General features: G+C 60.3%; 26 protein-coding genes (1 of these 26 running past the window's edge). 7 read left to right on the top strand and 19 right to left on the bottom strand.

What is annotated here, in order from left to right; translation table 11 throughout:
• The 3 genes from I6L41_RS20545 to I6L41_RS20535 form a co-directional block, all read right to left on the bottom strand.
• Positions 1-180, bottom strand: the beginning of a protein-coding gene (locus tag I6L41_RS20545) for a nitronate monooxygenase family protein (protein WP_216961033.1). It extends 867 nt beyond the left edge of the window; the window shows 180 of its 1,047 coding nt (coding positions 1-180); the start codon lies at positions 178-180; the stop codon falls past the left edge of the window.
• Positions 177-455 (bottom strand): helix-hairpin-helix domain-containing protein, encoded by a 279-nt coding sequence (locus tag I6L41_RS20540; RefSeq protein WP_216961031.1) that lies wholly within the window; start codon positions 453-455, stop codon positions 177-179. The genes I6L41_RS20545 and I6L41_RS20540 overlap by 4 nt, the downstream gene beginning before the upstream one ends.
• Positions 456-527: 72 nt before the next feature.
• Positions 528-1,169, bottom strand: a complete 642-nt coding sequence (locus I6L41_RS20535) for a ribonuclease (RefSeq protein WP_216961029.1) — start codon at positions 1,167-1,169, stop codon at positions 528-530.
• A gap of 197 nt (positions 1,170-1,366) precedes the next feature.
• Here I6L41_RS20535 and I6L41_RS20530 point away from each other — a divergent pair, with 197 nt between their 5' ends.
• A complete protein-coding gene (locus tag I6L41_RS20530) occupies positions 1,367-1,927 on the top strand; it encodes a carbonate dehydratase (protein ID WP_005335471.1) in 561 nt (186 codons plus the stop codon).
• Between the two features lie 69 nt (positions 1,928-1,996).
• Here I6L41_RS20530 and I6L41_RS20525 read toward each other — a convergent pair whose 3' ends face one another.
• Together I6L41_RS20525 and I6L41_RS20520 are read right to left on the bottom strand one after the other, a co-directional pair.
• Complete coding sequence (locus I6L41_RS20525; RefSeq protein ID WP_216961027.1) at positions 1,997-5,035, bottom strand: cytochrome c peroxidase; 3,039 nt, start codon at positions 5,033-5,035, stop codon at positions 1,997-1,999.
• 191 nt (positions 5,036-5,226) lie between these two features.
• Positions 5,227-6,135 (bottom strand): S-adenosyl-l-methionine hydroxide adenosyltransferase family protein, encoded by a 909-nt coding sequence (locus tag I6L41_RS20520; protein WP_216961024.1) that lies wholly within the window; start codon positions 6,133-6,135, stop codon positions 5,227-5,229.
• 198 nt (positions 6,136-6,333) lie between these two features.
• On the opposite strand from I6L41_RS20520, the gene I6L41_RS20515 reads away from it, so the two are divergent.
• The 3 genes from I6L41_RS20515 (at position 6,334) to I6L41_RS20505 (ending at position 9,769) form a co-directional block, all read left to right on the top strand.
• Positions 6,334-6,798, top strand: a complete 465-nt coding sequence (locus tag I6L41_RS20515) for a hypothetical protein (protein WP_216961021.1) — start codon at positions 6,334-6,336, stop codon at positions 6,796-6,798.
• A gap of 156 nt (positions 6,799-6,954) precedes the next feature.
• Entirely contained in the window at positions 6,955-8,424 is a 1,470-nt protein-coding gene (locus I6L41_RS20510) for a GGDEF domain-containing protein (RefSeq protein ID WP_216964012.1), read from the top strand.
• Between the two features lie 97 nt (positions 8,425-8,521).
• Positions 8,522-9,769 carry a DEAD/DEAH box helicase gene (locus tag I6L41_RS20505; RefSeq protein ID WP_216961018.1) on the top strand — a complete coding sequence of 416 codons (1,248 nt, stop codon included), beginning with the start codon at positions 8,522-8,524 and terminating at the stop codon, positions 9,767-9,769.
• Between the two features lie 73 nt (positions 9,770-9,842).
• On the opposite strand, the gene I6L41_RS20500 is transcribed toward I6L41_RS20505, so the two are convergent.
• Positions 9,843-11,117 (bottom strand): hypothetical protein, encoded by a 1,275-nt coding sequence (locus I6L41_RS20500; RefSeq protein ID WP_216961015.1) that lies wholly within the window; start codon positions 11,115-11,117, stop codon positions 9,843-9,845.
• Positions 11,118-11,345: 228 nt separating this feature from the next.
• Positions 11,346-12,110, bottom strand: coding sequence for a CphA family subclass B2 metallo-beta-lactamase (locus I6L41_RS20495; RefSeq protein ID WP_216961012.1), 765 nt, complete (start codon positions 12,108-12,110; stop codon positions 11,346-11,348).
• Positions 12,111-13,008: 898 nt separating this feature from the next.
• On the opposite strand from I6L41_RS20495, the gene I6L41_RS20490 reads away from it, so the two are divergent.
• Positions 13,009-13,701 carry an ion channel gene (locus I6L41_RS20490; protein WP_167565352.1) on the top strand — a complete coding sequence of 231 codons (693 nt, stop codon included), beginning with the start codon at positions 13,009-13,011 and terminating at the stop codon, positions 13,699-13,701.
• A 170-nt stretch (positions 13,702-13,871) separates the two neighbouring features.
• Here I6L41_RS20490 and I6L41_RS20485 read toward each other — a convergent pair whose 3' ends face one another.
• Together I6L41_RS20485 and aguA are read right to left on the bottom strand one after the other, a co-directional pair.
• Complete coding sequence (locus I6L41_RS20485) at positions 13,872-15,575, bottom strand: amidase (RefSeq protein ID WP_216961008.1); 1,704 nt, start codon at positions 15,573-15,575, stop codon at positions 13,872-13,874.
• Between the two features lie 136 nt (positions 15,576-15,711).
• Positions 15,712-16,809 carry an agmatine deiminase gene (gene aguA, locus I6L41_RS20480; RefSeq protein WP_216961005.1) on the bottom strand — a complete coding sequence of 366 codons (1,098 nt, stop codon included), beginning with the start codon at positions 16,807-16,809 and terminating at the stop codon, positions 15,712-15,714.
• 155 nt (positions 16,810-16,964) lie between these two features.
• Between aguA and I6L41_RS20475 the strand changes: the two genes are divergently transcribed.
• Positions 16,965-17,918, top strand: coding sequence for a LysR family transcriptional regulator (locus I6L41_RS20475; protein ID WP_120415475.1), 954 nt, complete (start codon positions 16,965-16,967; stop codon positions 17,916-17,918).
• Positions 17,919-17,976: 58 nt separating this feature from the next.
• Here the strand turns inward: I6L41_RS20475 and I6L41_RS20470 are convergent, their stop codons facing one another.
• Entirely contained in the window at positions 17,977-18,543 is a 567-nt protein-coding gene (locus I6L41_RS20470) for a TetR/AcrR family transcriptional regulator (protein ID WP_042081487.1), read from the bottom strand.
• A gap of 199 nt (positions 18,544-18,742) precedes the next feature.
• Here I6L41_RS20470 and I6L41_RS20465 point away from each other — a divergent pair, with 199 nt between their 5' ends.
• Entirely contained in the window at positions 18,743-19,780 is a 1,038-nt protein-coding gene (locus I6L41_RS20465) for an alkene reductase (RefSeq protein WP_216961002.1), read from the top strand.
• 114 nt (positions 19,781-19,894) lie between these two features.
• Here I6L41_RS20465 and rpoS read toward each other — a convergent pair whose 3' ends face one another.
• From rpoS to ftsB, 9 genes are all read right to left on the bottom strand, one after another.
• Entirely contained in the window at positions 19,895-20,878 is a 984-nt protein-coding gene (gene rpoS, locus I6L41_RS20460; RefSeq protein ID WP_005335504.1) for an RNA polymerase sigma factor RpoS, read from the bottom strand.
• Between the two features lie 45 nt (positions 20,879-20,923).
• Positions 20,924-21,994: a LysM peptidoglycan-binding domain-containing protein gene (locus I6L41_RS20455; protein WP_216960999.1), complete on the bottom strand. Its 1,071-nt coding sequence runs from the start codon at positions 21,992-21,994 to the stop codon at positions 20,924-20,926.
• Positions 21,995-22,003: 9 nt separating this feature from the next.
• A complete protein-coding gene (locus I6L41_RS20450) occupies positions 22,004-22,585 on the bottom strand; it encodes a YqaA family protein (RefSeq protein WP_005354505.1) in 582 nt (193 codons plus the stop codon).
• On the bottom strand, positions 22,582-23,199 hold the full coding sequence (locus I6L41_RS20445; protein ID WP_005335507.1) for a protein-L-isoaspartate(D-aspartate) O-methyltransferase: 618 nt from the start codon (positions 23,197-23,199) through the stop codon (positions 22,582-22,584). Before I6L41_RS20445 ends, I6L41_RS20450 begins: the two co-directional genes overlap by 4 nt.
• 7 nt (positions 23,200-23,206) lie before the next feature.
• Positions 23,207-23,968, bottom strand: a complete 762-nt coding sequence (surE, locus tag I6L41_RS20440) for a 5'/3'-nucleotidase SurE (RefSeq protein WP_216960997.1) — start codon at positions 23,966-23,968, stop codon at positions 23,207-23,209.
• Positions 23,949-25,007 (bottom strand): tRNA pseudouridine(13) synthase TruD, encoded by a 1,059-nt coding sequence (truD, locus tag I6L41_RS20435; protein WP_069528913.1) that lies wholly within the window; start codon positions 25,005-25,007, stop codon positions 23,949-23,951. The genes surE and truD overlap by 20 nt, the downstream gene beginning before the upstream one ends.
• Positions 25,007-25,483, bottom strand: a complete 477-nt coding sequence (gene ispF / locus I6L41_RS20430) for a 2-C-methyl-D-erythritol 2,4-cyclodiphosphate synthase (protein WP_005335518.1) — start codon at positions 25,481-25,483, stop codon at positions 25,007-25,009. Before ispF ends, truD begins: the two co-directional genes overlap by 1 nt.
• A 146-nt stretch (positions 25,484-25,629) precedes the next feature.
• On the bottom strand, positions 25,630-26,322 hold the full coding sequence (gene ispD, locus I6L41_RS20425) for a 2-C-methyl-D-erythritol 4-phosphate cytidylyltransferase (protein WP_058053303.1): 693 nt from the start codon (positions 26,320-26,322) through the stop codon (positions 25,630-25,632).
• On the bottom strand, positions 26,315-26,632 hold the full coding sequence (ftsB, locus tag I6L41_RS20420; protein WP_005335520.1) for a cell division protein FtsB: 318 nt from the start codon (positions 26,630-26,632) through the stop codon (positions 26,315-26,317). The genes ispD and ftsB overlap by 8 nt, the downstream gene beginning before the upstream one ends.
• Positions 26,633-26,758 lie beyond the last annotated feature (126 nt).

The following is a 26,758-nucleotide window of genomic DNA, read 5'->3' as shown; positions in this document are numbered from 1 at the left end:
GCCGCTTTGGGTAAGTCGTCCCAGTTCGCTGCACAGCTCCGCTGATGTGAGCATGGCGGCAGGCAAGGAGCCCAAGCCGCCCGCACGGGTCACGGCCAGCGCCAGCTCGCTTCCCTGCACACCGGCCATCGGCGCCTGAATGATGGGATAACGCATCCCCAGTTCGGTAAAGAGGCTCATCCATTCACCCCGTTTGTCGCATTCGCCGCCAGATGTGCGCGGGCCAGCGCAATGGCGCCGTCGATAGCACTGCGCGCCTGCGGGCTGTTCTGCCAGCAAGTCGAGCCCAGCATGCTGGCTACCCGCTGGACAATATGGGTGGTGTCGGCCTCGGCCAATCCGGCCAGGGTATGATAGCCCAGCTGTTCGAGCCGCCCGATAACGGTCGGCCCTACCCCTTTCACCCCGAGCAGCATTGCCCGCTCTGTCGGGCCAAACCGGTTATTGCCATCCATCTGTCAGACTCCTTTCTGATAACCGTGGTTACACATCAGGCCCGCAAGGGGCCTGATGAAGAGAGTGGAGGCTTAACGCACGCTGCGCAGCAGGAAGTCCGGCTGACCACAGGAGCGACGCTCACGCTTTTGCATCTCGGCGGAGCAGGTGACCGCATCCGTCCCCTCTTTATTGACGCAGATGTAGATCTCCCGCAGGAAGCGGCCACCATCTGCGCAAGCCACCGTGATGTTGTCGGGCGCCAGCCACTGGTTGGCGCTCGCCAGATCGGCCTTGAGCTGGAAACTGGTTTTGCGCAGCGGCTCTTCCGGGGATTGATAAGCCGCCGGGATCTTCACCTTCTGGCGCAAATCGCTCGCCAGCTGATGGAAGGCCTGCTGGCTCAAGCCGGAGCAGGTACCGTGCTTCTCCCACTCATGACGATAGAGGAAACGGCTGGGGTAGAGGTCGGCAAACTCGCTCTCCATATCGGGATCGAGCCGTTCGCGAGTGCAGTTGCTGGGGTAACCGCGATCGTACTGGGGCCAAAGACCGTGCAGCACGAACCCCAACTTGCGGGAACACTGGTCCCGATCCGCCGGTTTGACGGCGCAATGCTCGGGCGACCAGGAGAGCGCAATGGCGTAATAGTCAAACTCCCCCGCCTCCCCTTTGGCCTGCACGGCCGAGGAGAGCAACAAACCACCCGCCAACAGGGCAATCATCTTCTTCATCTATATATGTCCATTTCAACCAACTCGGGAATGGCTGCAATGCTCCCATATTCCAGCGCGCGGAAACAGTGCTCCCGCCAAGGCTTGCGACAAGGGTCAGACCACTTCGGGGTTTCACCGGATACTAACGAGGCGTAAGCTGGCATCCTGGCGCCGGGTGCGCCACCGCATCATTTCAAGCAACCACAGGATGTAACATGATCCGCAAGAATCCCTCCGGCCATCTGCCTGTCATCGACGAATCCGCCTATATCGACAAGACCGCCATCATCTGCGGCAAGGTGATCATCAAAGAGAATGTCTTTGTCGGCCCCTATGCAGTGATCCGTGCCGACGAGGTGGATGAGAGTGGAGATATGGAACCCATCGTCATCGGCGCCAACTCCAATATCCAGGATGGCGTGGTAATCCACTCCAAATCCGGCGCAGCCGTCACCATCGGCGAGTACACCTCCATCGCCCACCGCTCCATCGTCCACGGACCGTGCGAAGTGGGAAACCGGGTCTTTATCGGCTTCAACAGCGTGCTGTTCAACTGCCATATCGGTGACGGTGCCGTGGTGCGTCACAACTCGGTGATCGATGGCTGCGATCTGCCGCCGGAGTTCTACGTCCCCTCCACCACCCGCATCAACCAGCAGAGCGATCTGACCCATATCCCACGGGTTTCAGTGGATGCAGCCGAGTTCTCCGAGGACGTGGCCCACACCAATATCGATCTGGTCAAAGGGTACAAGGCGCTCTCCAACGAGTTCTGATCCCTCTGTATTCCCAGAGAACAAAACGGGCGCCGAGGCGCCCGTTTATCATCTAACTATCTATGAAGGCTAGATTGCCCTGACGCAGGTGGCGGCATGAGCCTCGTCCGCCAGATCCCACAGCGGGTCGCCGGTGCTCAGGTCGAACAGCGGCAGCTCACCATCGTCATTGGCAGTCGCATCGCTGCTCCAGTAGCGGTTGTAGAGCGGCCAACCCTGCTGCTGAAGCAACTGATCCGTCGCGCCATCCTTGTTGTAGGCGGCAAACAGCACCTCCAGCTCGGCCCGGGTCGGCAGACGCCAGTCATCGTGGCCGCGCGCCACCAGCTGCTGGCAGTAATCCCGCGCCCGCGCCTGACCCATGGTCACATACTCCAGCGGGAAGGGATTGTAGTCGCCATCGCTGTCACTGCTCACACCGTCATAGGAGATGGACAGACGCTCCGCCTCGTCCTTGGTCAACTGGCAGACAAAGGCAAGCTTGCCCGCCACCAGATCGGGTTGACGACAACCCCGGGCAAAATCGGGCTGGGCATCCACCACCTGCACCGTCACGGTCAACGTGTGACGAGCCGTGGTCGCCACCAGTCGTGCCGTACCGACCGCCACACCGCGCACCTCGCCCTGCGTGTTCACGGTAGCGAACTCCGGCTGTTCGCTGCGCCAATCAACAGGCCCATCGAGCGGGCCGAGAGATCCATCGCTCAATTGCCACTGCAGTTGCAGAGGAAGCGTCCGCCCCACTTCCAGCTGAGGCTGGGCAGGCAGCACGGCCAAGCCGGTGATCACCGCTCCCACCGGAGCCGGGTCATCCGCCTCACTCACCCCCAGCTCAGCAACAGTGGCCGGGGTGCGGCGCGGCTCGGCCGAGGCACTGCGCAAAAACTCACCGATGGCATCGAGCTCGTCATTGCTGAGGCCAAGGGCATGCAGGTGATCGGAGGCTTTGGGGAAGAAGGGATCATATTGATCCGCACCGGTCGGGAAGCCGACCCCGCTGCTCCACTTGGTCACGCCAAAGTTGTACATGGCCACCACCCCCTGCACCGAGCCGCCGATACGCTGGGCCAGGATCGGGAAGATGCCGTTGTGCATATAGGGGCCGGTAAAGGCGACGTCCCGCAAGCTGGGGGTCTTGAAGCGACCGATATCCGCCTTGTTACGGGTCTGCAGGAAGCGCCCGCGATCTTCCAGCTTGCCACGACCGTAATAGGTGAGCCCCACACTCTCGAATCCGTGCTGACTCAGCAGCGGGCCGGAATGGCAGTTCATGCAGCGGCCATCGGTGCGGTAAAGATGCATCCCCCACAGCGCCTTGTCACTGAGCGCCTGACTATCCCCTTTGACGAAGCGCTCAAAATCGCTGTCGCGGCTGATGATGGTGCGCTCGAAGGTGGCGATCGCCTTGGCGATCCGCTCCAGCGTGATCCCCTGATCGCCAAAGGCGGTGGCAAAAGCAGCCTGATAGTCGGGGCTGGCCTGCAAGCGAGCCAGCAGCTCGTCATGACTCAGCGCCATTTCGATGGGGTTCTGGATCGGGTGAAGCGACTGCTCCTCCAGCGTGGCGACCCGCCCGTCCCAGAACTGGGTCGAGCTGAAGGCACTGTTGAGGATGGAAGGAGCGTTGCGATTGCCCTTCTGGCCCAGATGACCGACCGAGACGCTCAGGCCGTCGCTCCACCCCTTTTGCGGATCGTGGCAACTGGCACAGCTGATGTCCCGCCCCTTGGAGAGCTGCTTGTCGAAAAAGAGCTGCTGACCCAGCACCACCTTGGCCCGGCTATAGGGGTTGTCGGCCGGGAAGGGAACCGCCGGCAGCGGCCCCAGCTCCTGCCATTCCACCCCTTCATCCACCCGGGCGGCAGGCCATTGGGCCGATGAACCGCTATATTGGGCGCGCAGGGCCGCCATGTCCGGCTTGCTGCTGTCGCGCACCACGGAGGGACGCACCGGATAGGGTGCCAGCGCATACCAGAGCAGACTCCCCTCTCCCTCATCCAGCCAGGTTCGGGTCGCAAGTTGATAGAGACGGGGTTGACCCGCACCATCCTGCAGCCAGATCTGGGCGGGCAGGCCAACAGCAAAGGTATTGGGATAGCGCCATGCCGACTTGTCACTGCTCAGCACCCGTTCGAACTCGGTGAGGGTCGGCAGGCGCCAGTCGCTGCGGCCGCAAGCTGTCAGCCCCGTAGCCAGTTGTGGCTGGCTGGCAACCGCCAACGCACTGGTGTCACTGCCATACAGCCAGTACTGGCTACCCTTGACCCCGCTGACCGTGCGCACATCGTGCAGGCACTGCCAGAGGCCACGCACCACCAGCAGCCCCTGCTCATCGAGGCGCAGCAGATCTGCCGTCTCCGGCTCGTCCGGCTGGCTTGGATTGGCGGGATAGAGCTGGGTGCGGGCGGACTGGATCTGGGCGCTGTTGCTGCGCTGATACCAGCTGCGCGCCTGCTTGTCATCGCGCAGGGCCAGCAGCATCTGCCAACTGTCGGCATAGTCGAGCACTGCGCCCGGCTGGCGCTGGGCCAGCAGGAAGGCAGCGTAATCCTCAATGGCCGCCTGTTGCTGCACGCGGATCTCCTCTGTCCTGCCCCACTCGGCCTGACTGAGGGAACCATCTCCGCTCTGATCCGCCAGCAGGAAGAGCGCCGTCTCCTCCTCGTTCAATCCCAACCGCGGCACGCTGTTGCGGCGCGCCAGAGTGATCCCGGCCGAGAGATCCGCCACCCGCACCGATACCGCTCGCAGCAGATAGCCCTCGTCGCTGCCAAGCAGCTCCAGCGGCTGATCCAGTTGCAGACCTTCAGGCAAGGTGATGCGGGCAAGCTGGCCCGGTTCGATGGCCTGTTGCACGCGGATCCCGGTGGCGACCTGTCTCACCTCAAGCTGTGCTCCCGCCCCCAGCCTATCGGCCACATTGACCTCAATGGTCAGAGGAATCCGGGTATGGGTTTCCGGCGGCACTGTTGGCGGCGTGATGGGCGGTTCGGTCGGCTTGACGACCGGCGGGGTCACCTCGGGTGAGGGGGTCACCGACGTATTGCTGTGATTGTCATTGCATGCGGTCAGAGCCAGCAGGCTGAGCAGTAAGAGGCTGGTTTTCATTCGGTATGGTTGGGTGGTCAGACAAGTGCGCGATTATCCAACCAAATACCAATCATTATCAATTGCATTCAATTAATATGCTTTTTGACAACAACCTCTTATCAGCAACGCCTTACCACCCGATGAGAGAGGGCAGCCTCTTTGGCTGCCCTCTCTTGCTTCAAACCCGCTTGTCGAAAGCCCGACAATCTTCAGGAGCACTTATTCAGGCTGATATGCCAGTTGGCACCGGATTGCACCTGATGCTTGGCGGCGAAGCTGTCCATGTTCAGCGCCACCGACACCTGCAGCAGGCTGTTGAGGTAGACCAGCGGCTGACCTTCCGGCACATCGCCGAAGCTGCTGACGTAAGGGGCCTTGCCGTCATATTTGACCACATCCCCTTCGCGGATCTTGATGCAGGCGTTATCCCCCTTGTTGATCCCCGCCTTGGTCAGCAGGGCATCGTCGATATTGGTCCAGACGTTGCCGTACTGCACATCGAGGATCGGGATGGTGCCCTTGAGGGTGCCATCCTTCTCGGCTACCGCAGGTTGATAGGAGATCTTCACCACCTCGGCAGGCAGCAGCGGGCCGACCTGCTCATAGCTGATAGCGCCGGAGGCGAGCCGTGCGCCGGTGTAGGCGTACACATCACGGCCATGGAAGGTGTAGGACTTCTCGGAGCCCTTGAGGCGGTTGAGCTTCTCGTCAATCTGGCGCACCGCCTCGATGCCGAAGTGCTCGGCCACCAGAGTCAGGGTGCCGTTGTCCGGGGTCACGATGTAGTGGCCGCTCCTGGTCTTGAGCACTACTGACTTGCGCTCGGTGCCGACACCGGGATCAACCACGCTGACAAACACAGTCCCCTTGGGCCAATACTGCAGGGTCTGGTAGAGGCGGTAGGAGGCTTCCCAAATGTTGTAAGCCGGGATCTCGTGGGTCAGGTCATAGAGCGGCAGGGTGCGATCCACCCCGAAGGCAACCCCCTTCATGGCCGACACGGCGCCATCTTTGAGGCCGAAATCGGTCTGGATCACCAGCGCTTCGTTGGCGGCGGCGATGCCGCTTGCCAGCATGAGGGCGAGCGCGATGGCGCGGGGAGCGGTGCGAATATCCATATCTGAACTCCTGAATCATCTGAGGATAACGAAACGGCAATAGCCATTTAGACATCCAGACTGCCACCAATGGATTTTTTTGCAAGGGGTTTGCAACAAAGTGAGGGACGACTCGCAGAAATTGTGCTCGCCAAACGTCGGCAGCGGGGGTATCAAAGGCAGAATGAGAAAACGTTTACAATAAAGGAGCTCAGCACCATGACACAACCCGTACCGGAGATGATGACCCTGCTGCTGGAGATTGGTGAACAGAGCAGCCAGCTCTGGCTGAGCCAGGCAGATGCTGCCCCGTCACACTACCCGCTGGCCTTTGGCACCCACGCCATCCAGCCCGGACCGTTTCGCCACGCGCCGCCCACCCCGCTCGAACTGGAGCGCGCCATCATGGTGGTGGAAGATGAGCTGATGCGCATCGCCCCGCAGATCCCGCCCGGCTTGCAGCTGACCCTGCGCAGTCAGCCATCACTGGCCGAAGCGTTGGGGGACAACCAGCTCGATCGGGATCTGGTGGAGCAAGCCTTTGGCCAGCTGGCCGCCATGGCTGAAGGGGATCCCCTCGCCGCCAGCTTGCTGCCCCGCGACGAGCACTTTGCCGCCGTGCTGCTGATCGTCAGGGAGTGGCTGCACCATCTGGCCAGCGAGAGCGTGCTGATCGTGGAGTAGGGATAAATAAGTGGTGAGGGCTTCAGCTTCTAGCAAGGTTTGTCGGTGGATCCTGTCGGGATTTCATTCGCGTATACTTTGCCCGTATGGCGCCCACGCCCCTATCGGTACTCTAACCAGACACCTATGACCTTATTTTCAGGTAACCCCCCAGCCTTGCGCTGGCCACCGGCGTTTGCTCGCCAGTTCATCGTCAAAGTGGCCGGATTGGCCCTGCTCGCCCTGACCGGGCTGGGCACTGTCTTCTACTACACCTATCTCACTATCCAGCACGACATGGATCTCATCACCGCCAGACAGAAGAACGTGTTCGAGGTCTTCTACCAACGGGCCAAGATCCTCAAGGTGGAGAACATCACCAGCTATCTGGCACAACACCATCTGCTCGATCAACCACCGCCCCCGAATAGCGTCGGCAGCGACTATCTCTACGGATATGACCTCAAAAGCAAATACCGCTTTGCCGATATTCCGCTGCAATACCCTGCCGCCAACATCCTCAACACCTTCCGCTATGCCCTCTCCTACCCGGAGGTGATCAATATCTACACCATCTGGAATGACTACCGGCTGATCGGGATGGTGGCCGACAACAATGTGCTGCCCGCCAGACTGGCGCCGATCAAGGTGGACCTGATGACACTGCCCGCCTGGTATCACTACTTCGGTTGCGCCAGCTTTGCCCCCGGCCGCCCTTTGTGCAGCACCGATGAAGCCTTTGTCTCCGATATCGAGATCGACAGCTTCAGCATGCGCAACACCATAGTGATGTACTTCCCCTTCATTCATCAGTCGGGGCGCGGCGGTTACAAATACGGACTGCTCGGTATCGACATCGCCGTCGATGAAGCATTTAACGATGTGCTGCGACCCTTCGATACCATCAATCCGACCCGCACCAACATATCGTTTGAAGCCGCCGAGCCCTGCCGCCCGAGGCATCTCTGCCTGAGCAAACCCTTTATGCGCACCAAGGCGGGGGATGATCTCTATCTGAAGTGGTCCTACAGCTGGTTCGATTTCGTCAAGCTGGCCCTGCAAAGTGCAGCCTTCAAGGTCTATCTCATCGTGCTGTTGCTGGGCATGGTGGCCTGGAAGCAGATCTACCTGCGGCTGCGCACCCTGGCGCACACCGACCACCTGACCCGGCTGCCCCGCAGAGATGTGCTCTGCCAGAGTCTGCTCCATGAGCACGACTACCTGATGATCCTGGATATCGACAACTTCAAGTCGATCAACGACACCTATGGCCATGGCGTCGGGGATTTGGCACTGGTCGCCTTTGCCCGCCACCTCAGAAGCAATATCCGCAAGGTGGACAGCGCCATCCGTTGGGGCGGCGAGGAGTTTATCGTGCTGTTCAAGGGGATGGAGGATGACGAGATGATGATCCACTCAGCTGGTCGCCTGCTGGATCGACCATTGGGGATCCCCGAGCTGCCCACCCCCATCACCTTCTCCGCCGGGGTGATCCGCATTCGTGACTACCTCACCGTCACCGAGGCGGTGCATCTCGCCGACGAGCTGCTCTACCACGTCAAACAGCACGGCAAACACAACATCGCCTGCTACGAGGGCAAAAAGATCCGGCTGATCCGCCCGTTGCCGGACGACGCAGAGGTATAGCCGCCTTCTGCCGCTCCCCCTGCTTCTGTTACCATCGCGGCCACGATCACTCACTGCATCGTGGCCGCTGGCCGCGATAACCCCGACTGGTGCCCCTATGTCCACAGCCTCCTTTGCCGAACAGGCCCTCTCCCCCCGTCTGCAGCAGACCCTGACCGAGCTCGGCTATGCTGCGCCGACCCCCATTCAGGCTCGCGCCATTCCGGTCATTCTGGCGGGACGCGATCTGATGGCGGGGGCCCAGACCGGCACCGGCAAGACCGCCGCCTTTGTGCTGCCGCTGCTGGAGCAGTTGCTACAACAGCCACAAGCAGAGCCCCGCCCGATCCGCGCGCTGGTGCTGGTGCCGACCCGCGAGCTGGCGGTGCAGGTCGCCGAGAGTGTCGCGCGCTACGGGCAGGGCACAGCTCTCACCAGCACGCTGGTCTACGGCGGGGTGAGTATTGCGGCGCAGGTGGAGGCGCTTCAAGCCGGGGTGGATATCCTGATCGCCACCCCGGGCCGCCTGCTCGACCATCTGCGTCAGGGGGCCTTGAGCCTGGATAGCCTGCGCCATCTGGTGTTTGACGAGGCGGATCGCATGCTCGACATGGGCTTTATGGACGAGATCAAGGCGCTGCTCAAACAGATCCCGGCGGATCGCCAGACCCTGCTCTTCTCCGCCACCTGCGACGACAACCTGTTTGCCCTCTGCAAGGTGTTGCTGCGCGACCCCGAGTTGATTGAAGTAGCGCCGCGCAACACCACGGCGGCTGAGGTGGAGCAGCGGGTCTACACGGTGGATAGCGATCGCAAGCTGGCGCTGGTCGAACACATGCTGAAAGTGAAAGGGTGGGCACCGGCACTCATCTTCAGCCGCACCCGCCAAGGGGCTGACAAACTGGCCCAGCAGCTTGGCAAAGCGGGCATCAATGCGCTGGCCTTCCACGGCGACCTGTCGCAAAGCGCGCGTGAAAAAGTGCTGCTGGAGTTTCGCGCCGGCACCTTGCAGGCGCTGGTCGCCACCGACGTGGCGGCCCGCGGCCTCGATATCACGGATCTCAACTACGTGATTAACCTCGAGTTCCCCTTTGTGGCCGAGGATTACGTCCACCGCATCGGTCGCACCGGCCGCGCCGGCAACAAGGGGCTCGCCATTACCCTGTTCAGCCCGGAAGATGCGCCCCTGCTGGAGAAGGTGGAAGCGGTACTCGACACCCGTTTGCCCCAGCAGTGGTTTCCGGGCTTTGAGCCGGATCTGACCCGCTTTGAGCCCGAGCCGCGTCGCAACAGCAAGGCGGCCCAGAAGCAGCGCGCCAGAAAGCAGGCGCTGGCGGGCAATAAAGGCAGTAAGGGCAAGCGCTAAGCAGCCCTTCGCCGCCAATAAAAAAACGCCCGCACGGGCGTTTTTTGCTATCCGATACACACCTGCTCCACTCCTACGGTGCAGCCGCCAGTTCCGGCGGCAGGGCCCGCAGGATGCGCTGCTCGGCCAGGGTGGAGAGCACGAACATCACCAGGTAACCGAGGCCAAGCGCCACGATAATCGCCACCACGTTGGCGGTGAACTCGGCCACCAGATAGTAGGCGGCGACCAGCGCCACTATGCCCGCCAGCCGGATCAACAAACTCTGGGTAAAGTGGCCGTGAGCCTTGATATAGGCGAGCTGATAGCCGTTGAGCATCATAAAGATGAAGAAGATGGAGAAGTGGAACAGCACAGGCACCGCCCCCACGTAGTCGGCAGGGAAGAACAACAGCACCAGCGGCTTGCCCGCCAGCAGCATCAAGCCAAAGAAGGCCAGACTGACGATGGCGGAGAGGCGGAATATCCAGCGCCGGATCATCCGGATCTGGCGGTGGTCGCCATTGCGCAGATTGACCGCCAGCTCAGGCAGCACAAAGCGGTAGATGGGGAAGACAAACAAGGTGGTCATATAGGTGAAGATGGGGCGCACCACCACCTGAAAATCCCCCAGCTCGTCGATGCTGAAGTGGCGGATGGTGAGCAGCACAGTGATGTAGATCATCAGGATACTGGCCCCCGCCTCCAGGGAGGCGGTAAAGCTCTTCTTCACATAGCTCACCATCTCGGGGCCGAGCGCCACCTTGGCGAGCGGCTTGGTGGCGATGGCCCGGCGCCGCGAAACATACATATAACCGGCGATGGCGAGCGACGAGAAGGTCAGCCCGTAGAAGAGCGAGGCAAGCGCATCCATCCCCAGCCCGAAATAGCAGGCCATAAACAGCAGACCGTTGGCCAGCGGCTCCAGCCAGGTGACTCGGTTGGAGAGCGCATACATCCGGTACATGGCCACCAGATTGGTGAAGTAGACCTTGAGCCCCAGCCCGAAGATAACCCCCACCAGTTGCAGATACTCCACCCGGATATGGAGCCCGTGCTTGATATAGGGGATCACCGCCCCCCAGGTGAGCAGGACGATGCCGATGAGGAAGTAGCGAAAGATATTGATGATGTCCCGATCGTTTTTGGTCTGGGAGTAGCTCACAACCATGGAGGAGCGAAAACCTGTCATCAGAATAAAGGAGAGGGAGATCAAATCCACCACGCTGTTAAACAGCGCCAGCTCCCCCTTGGCGACCCACTGCGCCAGCCACACCTTGAAGGCGAAGCCAATAACGATGCTGACCAGCGAGGCCCACATCCCGGTGATAAAGGCCTGCTTGAGGCGCGCGAGAGAGGCGTATTGCATAACGAAAATGGATAACTTTCAGGGAAAAGAGAGAGGGCCATCTTATGAAAGCCCACCCCCCTTGAACAGCCTTAATCTCGACGCACCCACGCCCGCAACAAGTGGCCGCAGAAAAGCCGCAACAGCAAAACCCCCGCTTATTTCCTGAAAGCGGGCGTTTTGTGGTGTACCGTTATGGCTGCTGATTGCAGCGATGGCACGGCTTGCAGGCTGTCTGCCACGCAGCAGCTATGACTGCGACGCCGCCTTGATCAGCTCCTCGTAGTGATCAATCAGCTCGGGGCCGTGCAGCGGCGAGTCGTGGCCGCCGATCACCGTCTTGATCGGCAGCTTCATCGCTTTGAGTCGCTCGATGGTCTGCGGATAGGCCTTCACATTGGCAAAGCTCAGGTTGCCCAGCTTCTCCTTGAGGATGCAGTTGCCATAGAGCACCTGCTCGTCGGGGAAGTAGACAAAGATGCCGTCCGGCGTGTGGGCCGGGCCCGCGAAGAAGGCGCGCACCTTGCCCTCTTGCAGCGTGAAGTCGCCATCGTGCACCACGTTAGGCAGCACCAGCGGCAGATCCGGATACTCCGGCAGCCCCTTGCGGGTAAAGGCGACAATCTCGGCCCAGTCGCTCTTCATCAGATCCCGGGTCTGGCGGGTCGCCACCACCTTGGCCCCGATGGACTTCCAGTAGGCGTTACCGCCAGCCCGATCGGTGTGGTAGTTGGTGTTGATCACCTCCAGCACCGGCTTGCTGCTGACCCGTTTAATGAGCTTGTGCAGCTCGCGGGCGGTATCCGGCGTCCAGGTCGCCCCCACCACCGTCACCCCCTTGGCCCCGAAATAGACCATGGAGTTTTCCTTTACGTAGTAGTTATCCTCCACCACATAGACAGGGCCACTCACCTGCTTGAGCTCGATCCCCGCCGCCCGCACGCTGCCCCCCCAGAAACTCGCCATCAGCACCACGGCCCCGGCCAATCCACACTTCATCCAACCTTTCATCATCTTGCTCCCTCGAACCAACCGCCCCCTCGCCACCCCTGTGGCAAGCCGGGCCTTTTAAGCAGTGGGCATAAGATATGGGGGATTTGTGAGGGGAAAATGAGGTTGTGTGAAGTCTGGGTGAAGTCAGGGGGAATGCAGAAAAATCAGGGGGGAATCGGCGACGAGCCACGACCAATATGGCGATCGACGGTGCGGGAACTGGAGAGAGGTAAAGGCTCAAAACGAAACGACAACACAGATAGCAGCCCCTCACCCTAGCCCTCTCCCGAGGGAGAGGGGATGGCCTGTGCCAATTCCAAACCCCCATCCGAACCTCGTACGTAAAGCACAGTCAGCTGAACCGTTTTGCTCCCTTCTCCCCTTGCGGGAGAAGGGCCGGGGATGAGGGGAGGTAACAATAAGCCACATCATGTAGGGTCGATTAGCGCAGCATAATCGTCCGCATACCGCCACGTACCAAGTCATTATAAGACCGACAAGAAACTCTGGATATAAGCGGTGTCTCGACCACTACCTATTCGCGATCGTCCAAATAGGCTTCCCTGTTCGAACCTATCGCCCTACATGGAAATCAACCCTATTGCAAACATCCGATGGCATCGGTGTTAATCCAACTCATTATCTTATAGATGATTCTTATGAAAAAGACCCATGACATCAATGGGTTATGGCAAGTTAAAATCAAAAAACAGCTTCTTAACTTCATTTCATTTTTAATAGCCAACAGCAGCAGCAATAATTTTCTGACAAACAGAGCTCCCCCAAACCATTGAAAACAGAAGAATAAAAACAAATTTTCATAGCGAAACCAGCTTGACTGCACAAATTATAGAATGGCATTATCATTAATGCTAAAACCTTACTTACATCATAATTTATTTTGAGTTTCGGGTGAGAAATGGAAGATATCAATAAAGTTTACTCCAAAAACCTTTTTTTTACCGCATGCGTATTTATCATGGGACTTTCACTCCCTTACATAAGAGGAAATGGTACATTTATATACCTTTGGATTATGATGGCAGTATTTCTATATGTATTTGTTTTAAAATTACTTATAGATGTAATCAATAGTGTAAATAAGAAAACTGCTTCTATAAATGAGCTTAAATTTCTTTTTATAACACTGGCTGTTTTATGTGCAAGCTGTTACTTCTTTGTAGCTATTACAGATGCAGGGCAAAATTCCATTTCTGGTTTGCGCGTCATAAAAGCAGACTCGGAATATGACTTTAACTCTTTTAAAGGACCTGTGGACTACTTTATTGACATCGCACGCACTTACCTAAATAGTTTGTACTATTCGATAGTTGTCATGGCGACAATAGGCGACTCCACTATAAGCGCAAAAGGCGAACTTCCTCGATTAATCATTGCTTTTGAGGTGACAACAGCTCTTACACTGACAATATTTAAGATTGGAACATATTACAGTGAACAGTCCTCAAATGAGGCAAGAGCCATCGAACATAGAATTGTAAATGAAATTAAAAAAGTGACCACTAACCACCCACCATCAGTGACTAAATGTAGTTTTAATAAAATCGTCGACTTTTTTAAAGGAAAAGTCGAACTTTATAAAAGTAAATAGTAACTAAAACTGTAGATAGATAAATATTGTATTTCTGGGATATTAAACTCGTTTATTACTATCTCCGCACCTTAAGCCATGTGAACATAGTAGAAAGTAAAAACCCACCTGCTAGGTAGGTGGGCTTTATTTATCCCCCGACAACGCAGGGATATTTATACTTGGGGCTATCACCCCAACGGCGGCGTGCGTGGCGGCACCATACGCTTGCTGCCGGTGGACTCGAAGGCCGAGGCAAAGCGCAGCAGGTTGTTGTCGTCATAGGCGCGACCGGCGAAGGTCAGGCCCACCGGCATACCGATATCGGCCATCACCCCCATGGGGACGGTGACGGTCGGCACGCCGAGGTGGCGAATGGCGAGGTTGCCGTTGGCAACCCAGATGCCGTTGCTCCAGGCGATATCGGCGGAGGCCGGATTCACATCCGCATCAGCCGGAGCGACGTCGGCGACGGTCGGGAACAGCACGGCGTCGAGCTTGAGCCCGTCCATCCAGTCCTCCAAGTCCAGCTTACGGGTCTTCTCCAGGCCGCGCAGGCCGTCCGGCACTGTGGGGATCTCGTCAAAGCGCTTGATGCCGCGCTTGGCCATATTGACGTACTCGTCCATGCCCGCCGCCAGATCGCCCTCGCGGTTAGGCAGGGTGCCCGGATCGTGGGGGAAGATCTTCGGCCCATCGACATCGGCCAGCTTGTTCAACTTGGGATCACCGTTGGCGCGCAGGAAGTCGTCGAACGCCCAGCCGGAGAGTTCCCACAGTTCGTCGTTGAGAAACTCCGGGCTCACGATGCCGCGATTGAACACGGTCGGCGCGCCGGGTCTGTCCCCTTCGCAGTTGGAGACCAGCGGGAAGTCCACTTCGATGACTTCGGCGCCAGCGGCTTCCAGCGCCTTGCGCGCATCTTCCCAGAGGGCGATCACGGTCTCGCGGGTATGGATGCGCTGACCGGTCGGGCCGCCGATGCCGGGGTTTTCGCTGGTGCCGGCCAGTTCATCCTTGTTGATAAACATGCGCGGTACGCCGAGGCGCTTGCCCTTGAGGGCATCGGGCTTGGCAGCCAGATCCAGATAGGAAGCAGGACGCACTTCAGAGGCCTTGGGCAGCTGCACCCAGGGCTGCAGGCGCCACAGATCGCCACGGGTGTCGGCATCGTCAGCCACTACCACATCCAGCACTTCCAAGAGATCGTTCATGGTGCGGGCATAGGGCACCACCACATCCATGGTCGGGGTCAGCGGCCAGTTGCCGCGCACAGAAATCACGCCACGGGACGGGGTGTAGGCGCACAGACCGTTGTTGGAGGCAGGGCCACGGCCGCTCGACCAGGTCTCTTCCGCCAGACCGAAGGCGGAGAAGCTGGCGGCGGTGGCAGTACCGGCGCCGTTGGAGGAGCCGGAGGCAAACGGCGCGGTCAGGTAGTCGGCGTTGTAGGGGCTCTCGGCACGGCCATAGACGCCGCGCTGCATGCCGCCATTGGCCATCGGCGGCATATTGGTTTTGCCAAGGCAGATGGCACCGGCGGCGCGCAGGCGCTCCACGGTAAAGGCATCGCGCTGGGCAACCAGATCCTTGAAGGCCGGGCTGCCGGAGGCGGCAGTCAACCCCTTGACCAGATAGCTGTCTTTGGCGGTGTAGGGGATGCCATCGAGCGGGCTCAGGGTCTCGCCACGGGCGCGGCGGGCATCGGAAGCCTCGGCCTCTTTCAGCGCATCGGGATTGGCGACCACCACGGCATTGAGTTTGGTGGCACTCTCGGGACCGTTATAGGCCTCGATCCGGGCCAGATAGGCCTTGACCAGTTCGACCGCTGTGGTGCGGCCTGATTCGAGCGCGGCACGCAGCTCGGCAATGGGAACCTCGGTCACTTCGATCATTTTGATCTCCTGTAAAAGGGTGACTGTTTGTCATGATGATCGCCGCATCAGCGCCTGCGACCATCACACTATCAAGGGATAAAACCCCACTGTGTGGGGTTTTGAATACCAACCTCAGCTGGCTTGGAACAGGTTCTTATTTCCCTGAGGGGATTTGCTGAGTAATGCAGTGAATATTGCCACCGCCCAGCAGGATCTCGCGGGCCGGCACGCCGACCACGGTGTGCTCCGGGAAGATCTCTTCCAGAATGCGCTGGGCTTCGCCATCGGTGGCGGCATCCAGCAGCGGGTAGACGATGCGATCGTTGGTGATGAGGAAGTTCACGTAGGAACCGGCCAGACGGCCCTCGGCCTCGCGCGGCACACCGCTGCCGCTCTCGACGCCGGCAGACTCCTCTTCAGTGCAGAACAGCGGGCCCGGCTGGGGCAGCTTCCACACTTTCAGCTTGCGACCCTTGGCATCGACCGCCGCTTCCAGCACCTTGAGGGCGGCCACGGAGCGGGCGTACTGGGGATCGTTCTGGTCGTCAGTCCAGTGCAGGGCCACTTCACCCGGACGCACGAAGCAGCACATGTTGTCGATGTGGCCGTCGGTTTCGTCCATGTAGACGCCTTCGTCCAGCCAGATAAAGCTGGTGACGCCCAGATAGTCGCGCAGGTGAGCTTCGATCTGCTCTTTGGTCAGGTGCGGGTTGCGGTTTTCGTTGAGCAGGCACTCGGCGGTGGTCAGGCAGGTACCTTCGCCATCGACGTGGATGGAGCCCCCTTCCAGAATCAGCGGCGCGTCGTAGCGAGCCATGCCGTGCTGGGCCAGCATCTGGGCAGCGACCTCTTCATCCTGATTCCACGGGTAGTAGAGACCGCCCTTGTGACCGCCCCAGGCGTTGAAGCCCCAATCCACCCCACGGCACTCGCCGGCCGCGTTGGTGACGATGGTCGGGCCGGTATCGCGAGCCCAGCAGTCATCGCTGTTCATCTCGATCAGAGTGACGTGAGCGGGCATGATGGCGCGGGCCTGCTCCATAAACTGGGCCGGTACCCCCATAAAGACCGGGGTGGCGCCACCGATGGCATCGGCCACCTTGGCGAAGGTCTCTTGCGCGAAGCGACCGGCTACGCGCCAGTTGTCCGGGCGAAACGGCCAGATCATCCAGACGGCCTGCTGGTGCGCCCACTCGGCGGGCATGGTGAAGCCGTCGGCGGCCGGCGTGGAGTTAATGGTCTTGATGCTCATCGCAAGGCTCCTTGCATGGATTGAGGCCCCCGTTTACGCCAGATGCGGCGCGGGAACCCGGAAAAATAAGAGTGGGTCGCAGATTAAGACGTTGCGCCCCCATCCATCAAATGAATAGGATGGATTGTCCCATAAACACGGCGAATAATCCCCCCATGAAACTGCACCAGCTCGACCTCAATCTGCTGCTCGCTTTTGACGCCCTGATGACGCAGGGCAGCGTCACCCGCGCCGCCGAAGCGCTCTTTATCAGCCAGCCCGCCATGAGCCACTCCCTTAACCGGCTGCGCACCTTTCTCGGCGACCCGCTGCTGGTGCGCACCCCGCAGGGGATGCTGCCGACCCCGCGCGCCCAGCGGCTGCATCTCGGGGTGCAGCAGGCGCTGCGGCTGCTGGAGCAGCAGCTCACCGAGGAAGAAGAGTTCGAGCCGAGCCAGTCGAAGCGGCGCTTCGTGCTCTGCACCACAGATTACGTGGAGTGCGTGCTGATCCCGCCGCTTATTCAGCGGCTCAGAGGGCTGGCGCCGGGGGTCACCATCGAGATCCGCATCCTGCGCGACACCCTGCCCGAAGCCGAGCTGGCGAGCGGCGAGATCGATCTGGTGCTGGGCTTTGACGAGTACATGCAGGTGCCGGGGTATCTCGGCAAAGAGACCTGGCTCACCGAGCCGCTGGCCGGGCTGGTGCGCGCCGATCTGCCGATTGCCAAATCGGCCCCCGCCGGCGCCGAGGATGACCCCTCCCTGTGGCAGGAGCGCATCACCCTGCAGCAGCTCATCGCCATGCCCCATGTGTTCCACTCGCCCCTTGGCACCTCGGAGGCGAGCCTAGACCGCTATCTGAAGAGTCAGGGCTTTAGCCGCACCATCTCGGTCAACAGCCAGAGCTATATGTCCGCCGCCGCCATCGTCAGCCAGAGCGATCACCTGCTGGTGCTGCCCAGCATGGTGGCCGAGCTGCTCGCCACCCACTGGCCGCTGAAAAGCCTGCCGCTGCCCGAGGACGTGCCCGACTACCACCTCAACTGCGTCTGGCACCCCGTGCACGCCCAGCAACCCGCACTGGTGTGGCTGAAAGATTTGATGAAAGAGCTGGTGGGGCCGAGGTAACCCTCCCGCAAACAACAGTGGCTCCCGAGGGAGCCACTGTTGTTTCTGCGGTATCGCGTTACGCCCGCAGGGCCCGCATCAGCTGGGCGACTACGTCGTCGAGCAGGGGGCGATCGGGGCGGCACTGGGCGAAAGTGACCAGCCCTTGCAGGTTGATCAGCAGCAGGGCAGTGAGGGTGTGGATATTGCTATCCGGGGCCAGCTCGCCCTTGGCCTGCGCCTGTGTCAGCAACTCGGCCAGATCCTGCTCCAGCTCGCCATAGATCCCCTTGACCCGCTGGGTCAGCTCCTCATCCTGCTCGCTCAGCTCCATCATGGTGCGGGTCACCAGACAGGAGCCGCAGAGCGCCTCCCCCACAATCCGGTCGAGATAGGCAGCAAGGCCCGCCAGCGGGCTCGGGTTGTCGAGCAAGGAGCGGCGCTGGGTGCGTTTACCCTCGACATAGTGATCCACCGCCGCCAGCAGCAGGCCGCGCTTGTTGCCAAAGGCGCCGTAGATGCTGCCCGGATGGAGGCCGGTGGCGGCCACCAGCTCCTGCATGGTGGTCTTGGCATATCCCTTGGCGCGAAACGCTTCCATGGCATTTCGCAGTACCTCGTCCCGATCAAACTCGGCTATGCGCATGGTTCCTCCCGTGGGAAATGGTTCACCGGCAAGGGGCAACAGGGCCCGCCGATAAAGAGTGGCTGGAAAGGGCGGCAAGTTTACCCCAGCCGCCTGCTCGGGCCAACCTTCTTGAACGCGCATTCAAAAAAAGCTTGCGCCCGACGCAAAAAACGTCTTGAATGCACGTTCAAGAATAACCCGTTCAGGACAACCTATCATGAATACCCTGTTTCAGCCGTATCGACTCAATGACACTCTGACCCTGGCCAACCGTTTCATGATGGCCCCGCTCACCCGCTGCATGGCAGGCCCCGGTCTGGTGCCGACCGAGCAGATGGCTGCCTATTACGGCCGCCGCGCCGACATCGGCCTGATTGTTTCAGAGGCCGTCATCATCCGCCCCGACGCGCAGGGCTACCCCAATACCCCGGGCCTCTTCACCCAGGCGCAGATCGATGGCTGGAAGAAAGTGACCAGCGCCGTACACGCCAAAGGCGGCAAGATCTTCGCCCAGCTGTGGCACGTCGGCCGCCTCTCCCACCCCTTCTTCCATCAGGCTGAAGTGTTGGCCCCCTCTGCCGTGGCGCACGAGGGCACTGTGCCCCGCATGCGCGAGCTGACCTATCAGGTGCCGCGCGCCCTGACCGAGGCCGAAATCGCCCAGCTGGTGCTGGATTACGCCCTGGCCGCTGCCAACGCCATCGAGGCGGGCTTTGACGGGGTGGAGATCCACGGTGCCAACGGCTACCTGATCGACCAGTTCCTGCACCACTCCACCAACCTGCGCACCGACAACTACGGCGGCAGCCCGGAAAAGATGAGCCGCTTCGCGCTGGAAGTGGTCGATGCCATCAGCGCCCGTATCGGTGGTGATCGGGTAGGTATTCGCCTCTCCCCGGGTGCCTATGTCCATCTGGCGGGCAGCCCGGAAGATCGCGCCGTGTTCGACTATCTGCTGGGCAAGCTCAACGATCGCCCGCTGGCCTATATCCACCTTGGCATCTTTGATGACAACCTCACTTTCGATTATCTGGGTGGCCGTGCCTCCGACTATCTGCGCGCCCACTACAAGGGCAATCTGGTCGGTGTAGGCAACTACGACGCCGAGCGCGCCGCCGCAGCCATCGAGGCCAACCGCTTCGATCTGGTGGCTATCGGTCGTCCGCTTATCGCCAACCCGGACTATCTCGCCAAAGTGAAAAATGGCGAAGCACTGGTGCCCTACGCCGACACCATGCTGGCTGAGCTGGTATAACCACGAAGCCATCGCCAGACCACAGGCAATAAAAAACGAGGGGAGCTGTTGCTCCCCTCGTGCTATCTGGCTGATGCCGCATTCCGTTGGTGCGGGCTTAATTGGTGCGGATGCTTAATTGGTACGAAATAGCGCCTCGATGGAGAGCCCCTGGCTCAGCAGGATCTCCCGCAGACGGCGCAGCCCCTCCACCTGGATCTGGCGTACGCGCTCGCGGGTCAGGCCAATCTCGGCTCCCACATCCTCAAGGGTGGCCGGCTCGTAGCCCAGCAGACCAAAACGACGGGCCAGCACTTCCCGCTGCTTGGGGTTGAGCTCCTCCAGCCAGTGGACAATGCTGCTGCGCATATCATCTTCCTGAGACTCCAGCTCAGGCCCCATGCCGCGCTCGTCGGAGAGCACATCCAGCAGCGCCTTGTCGCGATCGCCACCGATGGGGGTATCCACCGAGGTGATCTTCTCGTTGAGCTTGAGCATGCGGTTCACGTCATCCACCGAACGATCCAGAGCGAAGGCGATATCCTCGGCGGTCGGTTCATGATCGAGACGGTGAGAGAGTTCGCGCGCGGTGCGCAGGTAAACGTTTAACTCCTTGACCACATGAATGGGCAGACGGATAGTGCGGGTCTGGTTCATGATGGCCCGCTCGATGGTCTGGCGGATCCACCAGGTGGCATAGGTGGAGAAACGGAAGCCGCGCTCGGGGTCGAACTTCTCGACCGCACGGATAAGACCGAGGTTGCCCTCTTCAATGAGATCCAGCAGCACCAGGCCGCGGTTGTTGTAACGACGGGCGATTTTGACCACCAGTCGCAGGTTGGACTCGATCATGCGCTTGCGGGCGGCTTTGTCACCTCGCAAGGCACGACGGGCGTAGTAGACTTCCTCTTCGGCAGTGAGCAGCGGGGAGAAACCTATCTCCCCCAGATAGAGTTGCGTGGCATCCATCACCTTGTTCAGCTCAGGTGCCAGCAACTCATCGGAGATAGTCTCGTCCGCCTCGGCGGCTACCTCCTGCAACTCTTCTACCTCGTGAGATTCGGGTTCAGCGTCAAACTCTAACTCTGCATCCTGCATTACCAGTTGTTCTTGGCTCATGGTGTGTCTCCCTGACGTTACCAGAGTAAGACGGTCTCTCTGGGGTTAACGCTTTGGCAAATAGCTCATCGGATTGATCGACTTGCCTCTGTACCGGATCTCGAAATGCAATCGCACATCCGGCGCGTCCGTGCTACCCATATTGGCAATGACCGAGCCCCCCTTGACGCTGTCCCCTTCCTTCACCCGCAACTCGTCGTTGTGTGCGTAAGCGGAGAGATAGTCATCATCATGCTTGAGGATAATCAGCTTGCCGTACCCCCTTAAAGCACTGCCAGCGTATACCACTTTACCGCTGCTGGCGGCGTAGACGGGTTGCCCCTTCTGGCCGGCTATGTCGATCCCCTTGTTACCCTGTTCTGCAACAGAGAACCCCTCGACAATCCGGCCTTTTGCGGGCCAATGCCAAGCAAGTCTCGACTGGGAGTTGTTTATTTTTTGTTCTTTGGACTGAGCGTATTCCTTCGGTGCTGCCGGAGCAACGGATTTTTGAGAGATGAACGGCGTGGTCTGACCAGATCCACTCGGCTCGGCCAACGGACGCGGACCGCTGCTGGGACGGCTCACGGCCACCGGTGTCACGGTTGCCGGACGAGTCTCAGCCACCATCTGGGTCGAACCGCCGCCTGCGGTCTGGACATTGAGCACCTGACCGGGTTGCAGCGCATAGGGGGCGCTCAGGTTGTTGCTCTGGGCCAGCGCCTGCGGCGTCATGCCGAACTGGCGGCCGATGCTGCTCAGGGTATCGCCGCGGCGCACCTCATAGGTACCGGCACTGCGGCTGCTGCTCATGCTGGCGCTGGAACCATCGAGTCGCAGTCGCTGCCCCGGATAGATGTTGTAGGGCGGGCTGATGTTGTTGAGGCTGGCCAACGACGGCACGTCGTTGCCGGAGTTGAAGGCGATGGAGTAGAGGGTATCGCCCCGCTTCACCACATAGCTGCCGCCCTGAATGGGGGCACTGACCTGGGCACCACTCTGGCGAGCCGGAATGGTCGAGACAAACTGCCCCTCATCAACACCATCTACCGGAGCTGCATTTTTACTGGAGGAGCAGGCAAGCAGAAGCCATGACAACACCACGACACTGCTTCCTTGCCAAATACGCGAACGCATAATGGATCCTTAACGACTAAACCAGAAATAGGCCACCACGGCCAGACCAATACAGAGCCAACCGAGCACATCTACGTAGTGCATCAGTTTGCGTTCCATCTTCTCGCCACCCCAGCGCATCAGGCCCGCAACCAGGAAAAAGCGCATGCCACGACCGATGAGGGAGGTGATGATGAAGGGCAGCAGAGCCATTTGCAACAACCCTGCCGTCACGGTAAACACCTTGTAGGGGATAGGGGTGAAGCTGGCAATGAAAATGACCCAGATCCCCCACTGCTCAAACCAGTTGCGAGCAATCTCGATCTTGTCCTGATAGCCCACAGACTCCACCAATGGCAGCACGACCGGATCCCACAGCGCATAGCCAAGGGCATAGCCAAACAGGGCGCCCAGCACAGAGAAGACAGTAGCCAGCGTGGCGTAGTGCCACGCCTTGTGGGGCTTGGCGAGCGCCATCGGCGCCAGCATCACATCCACCGGGATCGGCCAGAATACCGACTCGATGAAAGCGGTGATGGAGAGATACCAGGGGGCATGCTTGTGGCGGGCCCACTGCATCACCAGTACGTACAAACGGGAAAACAACTTCACTCAACATCTCCGTCAATCAGGGGAACAAAACGTACCGGCTCCAGAATACGGCTGGTCAGCTGGGATCCGGATCGTTCGATCAGTTGCAGGGTCTGCTGGCTGTCACCCACGGGCAACACCAGTCGACCCCCTTCGGCCAGCTGATCGGTGAGCGCCGTCGGGATCTCGCTCGCCGCGGCCGTCACCAGAATGGCATCATAAGGCCCCTTGTTGGGCCACCCCAGCCAGCCGTTGCCGTGCTTGGCCGAGACATTGTGCAGATCGAGCTGGCGCAGTCGGCGTCTGGCCTGGAACTGCAGCGACTTGATCCGCTCCACGGTATACACATGCTCCACCAGATGGGCGAGGATCGCCGTCTGGTAGCCCGAGCCAGTGCCAATCTCCAGCACATGGGCCGGATTGTTTTGCATCAGCAACTCGGTCATTCGCGCCACCATATAGGGCTGCGAAATGGTCTGGCCGTGGCCAATGGGCAGGGCGGTGTTGTCCCACGCCTTGTGCGCCATGGCCTCGTCCACGAACAGCTGGCGCGGCACTTTCGCGATGGTCGCCAGCACGCGAAAATCGCGAATATCCTGCGCAATGAGCTGATTTAACAGGCGCTGTACTATCACACCACCCTCATCCCTGCAGATCTAACCAGGCCCCCAGACCGGCGAGACTGTCGTAGGCAGTCATGTCGATGGTCAGAGGGGTAATCGAGACATAGCCCTGCTCGATGGCAGCAAAATCGGTGCCTTCACCGGCATCCTGCTGGCTACCGGGGGGGCCGATCCAGTAGATGGGCTGGCCACGGGGATCCTCGGTGCAGATCACCGACTCCGCCCGGTGGCGGTTGCCAAGGCGGGTGGTCTTGATCCCCTTGATCTGCTCGAGGGGCAAGTCCGGCACGTTGACGTTGAGGATCTGATCGGCAGGCAGGGGGTGTTTCATCAGCCCCTTCACCAGCAGGGCCGCATAGTGGGCCGCCGTGGCGAAGTGGGTATTGCCCACCAGCGAGATGGCGATGGAGGGGTAGCCAAGATGGCGCCCCTCGGTGGCCGCGGCGACCGTCCCCGAGTAGATGACATCATCCCCCAGGTTGGCACCGTGGTTGATGCCGGCCACCACCATGTCGGGTTCAGGACGCACCAGCTCGTTGACCGCCAGATGCACGCAGTCGGTCGGCGTCCCCTTCACCGCATAGCTCTCGCACCCATTAAAGCCGTTTTCTGCGATGCGGGTAACCCGCAGCGGTACTTCCAGCGTCAGGGAGTGACTCGCGCCGCTGCGGTTGCGATCCGGCGCCACCACAATGACCTCGCCGCAGGCGCGCAGCGCCTCGCTGAGGGCACGAATCCCCTCGGCATGCACACCATCATCATTACTGACCAGAATTCGCATCGGTCTGATTCCTGAAACCGTGATCGGCCTCTTCGGCCTGCATTAACTCGCGCACCACGCTGGTGGCAAACGCGCCCGCCGGCAGGAAGAAGGAGAGGGTCAGCGCCTCGCCGTCCAGCTGCCAGCTCATCTGCTCCGGCTTGAGCAGCAGCGGGCGGCGGTCCTGATCCAGCCCGGCTTTCTCCAGCCCGTCACACCAATCGCTGTAAGGGGCCAGCACGCCCTGTTCGAACTCGGCAGCGGCCCCCTGACTGGCCAGGCGGCCACGGCCCCACTGGGGCGCGGTGAGCTGCACATCGCCGGAGGCGAGACGCGCTTCCAGCTCGGGGGTCACGCTCTCTTCGCTGAAGATGGAGTGGCTACCCTTGAGCATCACGCAATCACCGGCCAGCAGCTGATGGGCCAGCCCCTGTTCGATACGGGCGCTGACAATGGCGTTGAACAGCATGCTGCGAGCGGCAGAGAGGTAGAGGGAACGCTTGTTGCGATCCTTGATCCGCTTGCCGGCAAACATCGCCTTGGCCGCTTCCAAGTTGTTGCCATCGCGGCCAAAACGCTGCTCACCATAGTAATTGGGCACGCCCTGAGTGGCGATGGCCTGCAGGCGCGCCTCCAGCCCGTCGGCCTGTTCCAGACCGGTGAGACGCAGGGTGAAGTGGTTACCCTTGAGGTAGCCGACCCGCAATTTGCGGTTGTGACGCTTGGCTTGCAGGATCTGGATGCTGTCGCTCTCGATAACCGACAAGTCCGGCTCGGCCTTGCCCGGCAGATGAATGCCAAACCACTGCTCGGTCACCGCGTGGCGATCCTTCAGGCCCGCCCAGGTCACCGCATTGCGGTTGACCCCGGCCGCATCGGCCAGCAGACCCGCCACCCAGGCGGTGTTCTCGCCAGTTTTGCGCACACGGACGAAGATGTGCTCCCCTTCCCCGCAAGGCTCAAACCCGAGATCTTCATTGACCACGAAGTCGGCGGCCTCGGCCTTGAGGATACCGCGGGCAGTGGGCGCCCCGTGCAGATAGGCAAGTTGTTCCAGCATTATTGTTTCACCAGTAGGACGACGGCTTCGGTGGCGATCCCTTCCTTGCGCCCCGTAAACCCAAGCTGTTCGGTGGTGGTCGCCTTGACGTTCACCCGGTTCAAATCACATTGCAGATCGGCGGCCAGCACGGCGCACATGGCGTCGATATGGGGGGCCATTTTGGGGGCCTGGGCGATGATGGTCACATCCAGGTTGCCGATGGCATACCCCGCCTTCTGTACCCGGGCAAAGACATCACGCAGCAGAATGCGACTGTCGATCCCCTTGAACTCGGCAGCGGTATCGGGGAAGTGGCGGCCGATGTCACCGGCACCGATGGCCCCCAGCAGGGCATCGCTCACCGCGTGTAGCACCACATCGCCGTCAGAGTGGGCAACCAGCCCCTGCTCGTAGGGAACCGGCACGCCACCCAGCATGCAGGGGCCAACACCACCAAATTTATGAACATCAAAACCATGACCAATGCGCATCATCAGCGGCAACCTCCCAACATGCTGAAACCAACCCCATCAATTTTGTGTACGTCCACACCATGTCCAATCCGGATCATGCTAACTCCTTGTTCGGGCCTGTTTGTTCGAGACACTCTGCTCTGAACGGTCTGTTCTGACTGAGGGGCTTATGCCTGCTGGCTTAAAAACAGCCCCGCCAGCGACAAATCTTCCGGCCGGGTCACTTTGATATTGTCGGCGCGCCCCTCCACCATCCGCACCGTGAATCCGGCCCGCTCCATGGCGGAGGCCTCGTCGGTGATGGTGGCGCCCAGCAGCAGCCCCTCTTCGAGCGCCCGTTTCAGGGCACGGGTCGGGAACATCTGCGGCGTCAGGGCATGCCAGAGCTGCTCGCGCTCGACGGTGGCGATGATATTGCCCTCCCCATCGGAGCGTTTCATAGTATCGCGCACCCGACTGCCGAGAATGGCGCCGCCACAGCCCATGGCCGCGGCAATCAGCGCATCGAGATCGCCGTGAGTCAGGCAGGGGCGGGCCGCATCGTGCACCAGCACCCACTCTCCTTGCGCCACATGGAGACCATTGAGGACGGAAAAGGCGCGCTCGGCGCCTCCCTCTACCCGCACAATGCGCGGGTCGGCCGCCACGGGCAGGGCCTCGAACCAGCGGTCATGGGGCGCCAGCGCCACGATCACCTGGGCGATGGCCGGGTGGGAGAGCAGCCGTTCCAGGGTATGTTCGAGAATGGTTTTACCCGCCAGTTGCAGGTACTGCTTGGGGCAATCGGCCCCCATTCGGCTGCCGATACCGGCGGCAGGGACGATCGCCGTCAGGCCGGATACCCGGCTGGCATCAGTCATCGTAGGGCTCATCGTCCGGCGCTGTCTCTTTGTCTTTCTCTTTGGGGATGATCCGGTAGAAGGTCTCCCCCTGCTTGATGTAACCCAGATCGTTGCGCGACAACTCCTCGATGGCCTCGAGGCCAGAGGTGAGATCATCTATCTCGCGGTAAATGAGGTCGTTACGATCCTTGAGAGTCTGGTTGTCCCGCTGTTGCTGCGAGATGGCCTCCGACAGGTTCTGATAATCGGATAGCCCGTTCTTCCCCAGCCAGAGGTCATATTGCAGTCCCCCCAGCAGGAGGATCAGGATCAGGGTGAATAGCCGCATGCACTAGGTCTCCTTCAGGCGGCCTAGTGTCCCATATTCGGTGCCAAGACAAAAGAAAGCGAGCACCCGGGAGCCACCGGCCGAACATAAAAAAGTGCCCAAGAGTGAATCAGATAGCACAAAGCC

Origin of the sequence: Aeromonas sp. FDAARGOS 1411 (assembly GCF_019047125.1) — a bacterium.
GTDB classification, from domain to species: Bacteria; Pseudomonadota; Gammaproteobacteria; order Enterobacterales; family Aeromonadaceae; genus Aeromonas; species Aeromonas veronii.
This window is presented reverse-complemented; position numbering and strand designations above follow the sequence as displayed.

Excerpts from the sequence above, each read along its gene's own strand:
- I6L41_RS20540 (WP_216961031.1), bottom strand. The coding sequence starts at position 455 with ATGGATGGCAATAACCGGTTTGGCCCGACAGAGCGGGCAATGCTGCTC.
- I6L41_RS20535 (WP_216961029.1), bottom strand. The coding sequence starts at position 1,169 with ATGAAGAAGATGATTGCCCTGTTGGCGGGTGGTTTGTTGCTCTCCTCG.
- I6L41_RS20530 (WP_005335471.1), top strand. The coding sequence starts at position 1,367 with ATGATCCGCAAGAATCCCTCCGGCCATCTGCCTGTCATCGACGAATCC.
- I6L41_RS20525 (WP_216961027.1), bottom strand. The coding sequence starts at position 5,035 with ATGAAAACCAGCCTCTTACTGCTCAGCCTGCTGGCTCTGACCGCATGC.
- I6L41_RS20520 (WP_216961024.1), bottom strand. The coding sequence starts at position 6,135 with ATGGATATTCGCACCGCTCCCCGCGCCATCGCGCTCGCCCTCATGCTG.
- I6L41_RS20515 (WP_216961021.1), top strand. The coding sequence starts at position 6,334 with ATGACACAACCCGTACCGGAGATGATGACCCTGCTGCTGGAGATTGGT.
- I6L41_RS20505 (WP_216961018.1), top strand. The coding sequence starts at position 8,522 with ATGTCCACAGCCTCCTTTGCCGAACAGGCCCTCTCCCCCCGTCTGCAG.
- I6L41_RS20500 (WP_216961015.1), bottom strand. The coding sequence starts at position 11,117 with ATGCAATACGCCTCTCTCGCGCGCCTCAAGCAGGCCTTTATCACCGGG.
- I6L41_RS20495 (WP_216961012.1), bottom strand. The coding sequence starts at position 12,110 with ATGATGAAAGGTTGGATGAAGTGTGGATTGGCCGGGGCCGTGGTGCTG.
- I6L41_RS20490 (WP_167565352.1), top strand. The coding sequence starts at position 13,009 with ATGGAAGATATCAATAAAGTTTACTCCAAAAACCTTTTTTTTACCGCA.
- I6L41_RS20485 (WP_216961008.1), bottom strand. The coding sequence starts at position 15,575 with ATGATCGAAGTGACCGAGGTTCCCATTGCCGAGCTGCGTGCCGCGCTC.
- aguA (WP_216961005.1), bottom strand. The coding sequence starts at position 16,809 with ATGAGCATCAAGACCATTAACTCCACGCCGGCCGCCGACGGCTTCACC.
- I6L41_RS20475 (WP_120415475.1), top strand. The coding sequence starts at position 16,965 with ATGAAACTGCACCAGCTCGACCTCAATCTGCTGCTCGCTTTTGACGCC.
- I6L41_RS20470 (WP_042081487.1), bottom strand. The coding sequence starts at position 18,543 with ATGCGCATAGCCGAGTTTGATCGGGACGAGGTACTGCGAAATGCCATG.
- I6L41_RS20465 (WP_216961002.1), top strand. The coding sequence starts at position 18,743 with ATGAATACCCTGTTTCAGCCGTATCGACTCAATGACACTCTGACCCTG.
- rpoS (WP_005335504.1), bottom strand. The coding sequence starts at position 20,878 with ATGAGCCAAGAACAACTGGTAATGCAGGATGCAGAGTTAGAGTTTGAC.
- I6L41_RS20455 (WP_216960999.1), bottom strand. The coding sequence starts at position 21,994 with ATGCGTTCGCGTATTTGGCAAGGAAGCAGTGTCGTGGTGTTGTCATGG.
- surE (WP_216960997.1), bottom strand. The coding sequence starts at position 23,968 with ATGCGAATTCTGGTCAGTAATGATGATGGTGTGCATGCCGAGGGGATT.
- truD (WP_069528913.1), bottom strand. The coding sequence starts at position 25,007 with ATGCTGGAACAACTTGCCTATCTGCACGGGGCGCCCACTGCCCGCGGT.
- ispF (WP_005335518.1), bottom strand. The coding sequence starts at position 25,483 with ATGATGCGCATTGGTCATGGTTTTGATGTTCATAAATTTGGTGGTGTT.
- ispD (WP_058053303.1), bottom strand. The coding sequence starts at position 26,322 with ATGACTGATGCCAGCCGGGTATCCGGCCTGACGGCGATCGTCCCTGCC.
- ftsB (WP_005335520.1), bottom strand. The coding sequence starts at position 26,632 with ATGCGGCTATTCACCCTGATCCTGATCCTCCTGCTGGGGGGACTGCAA.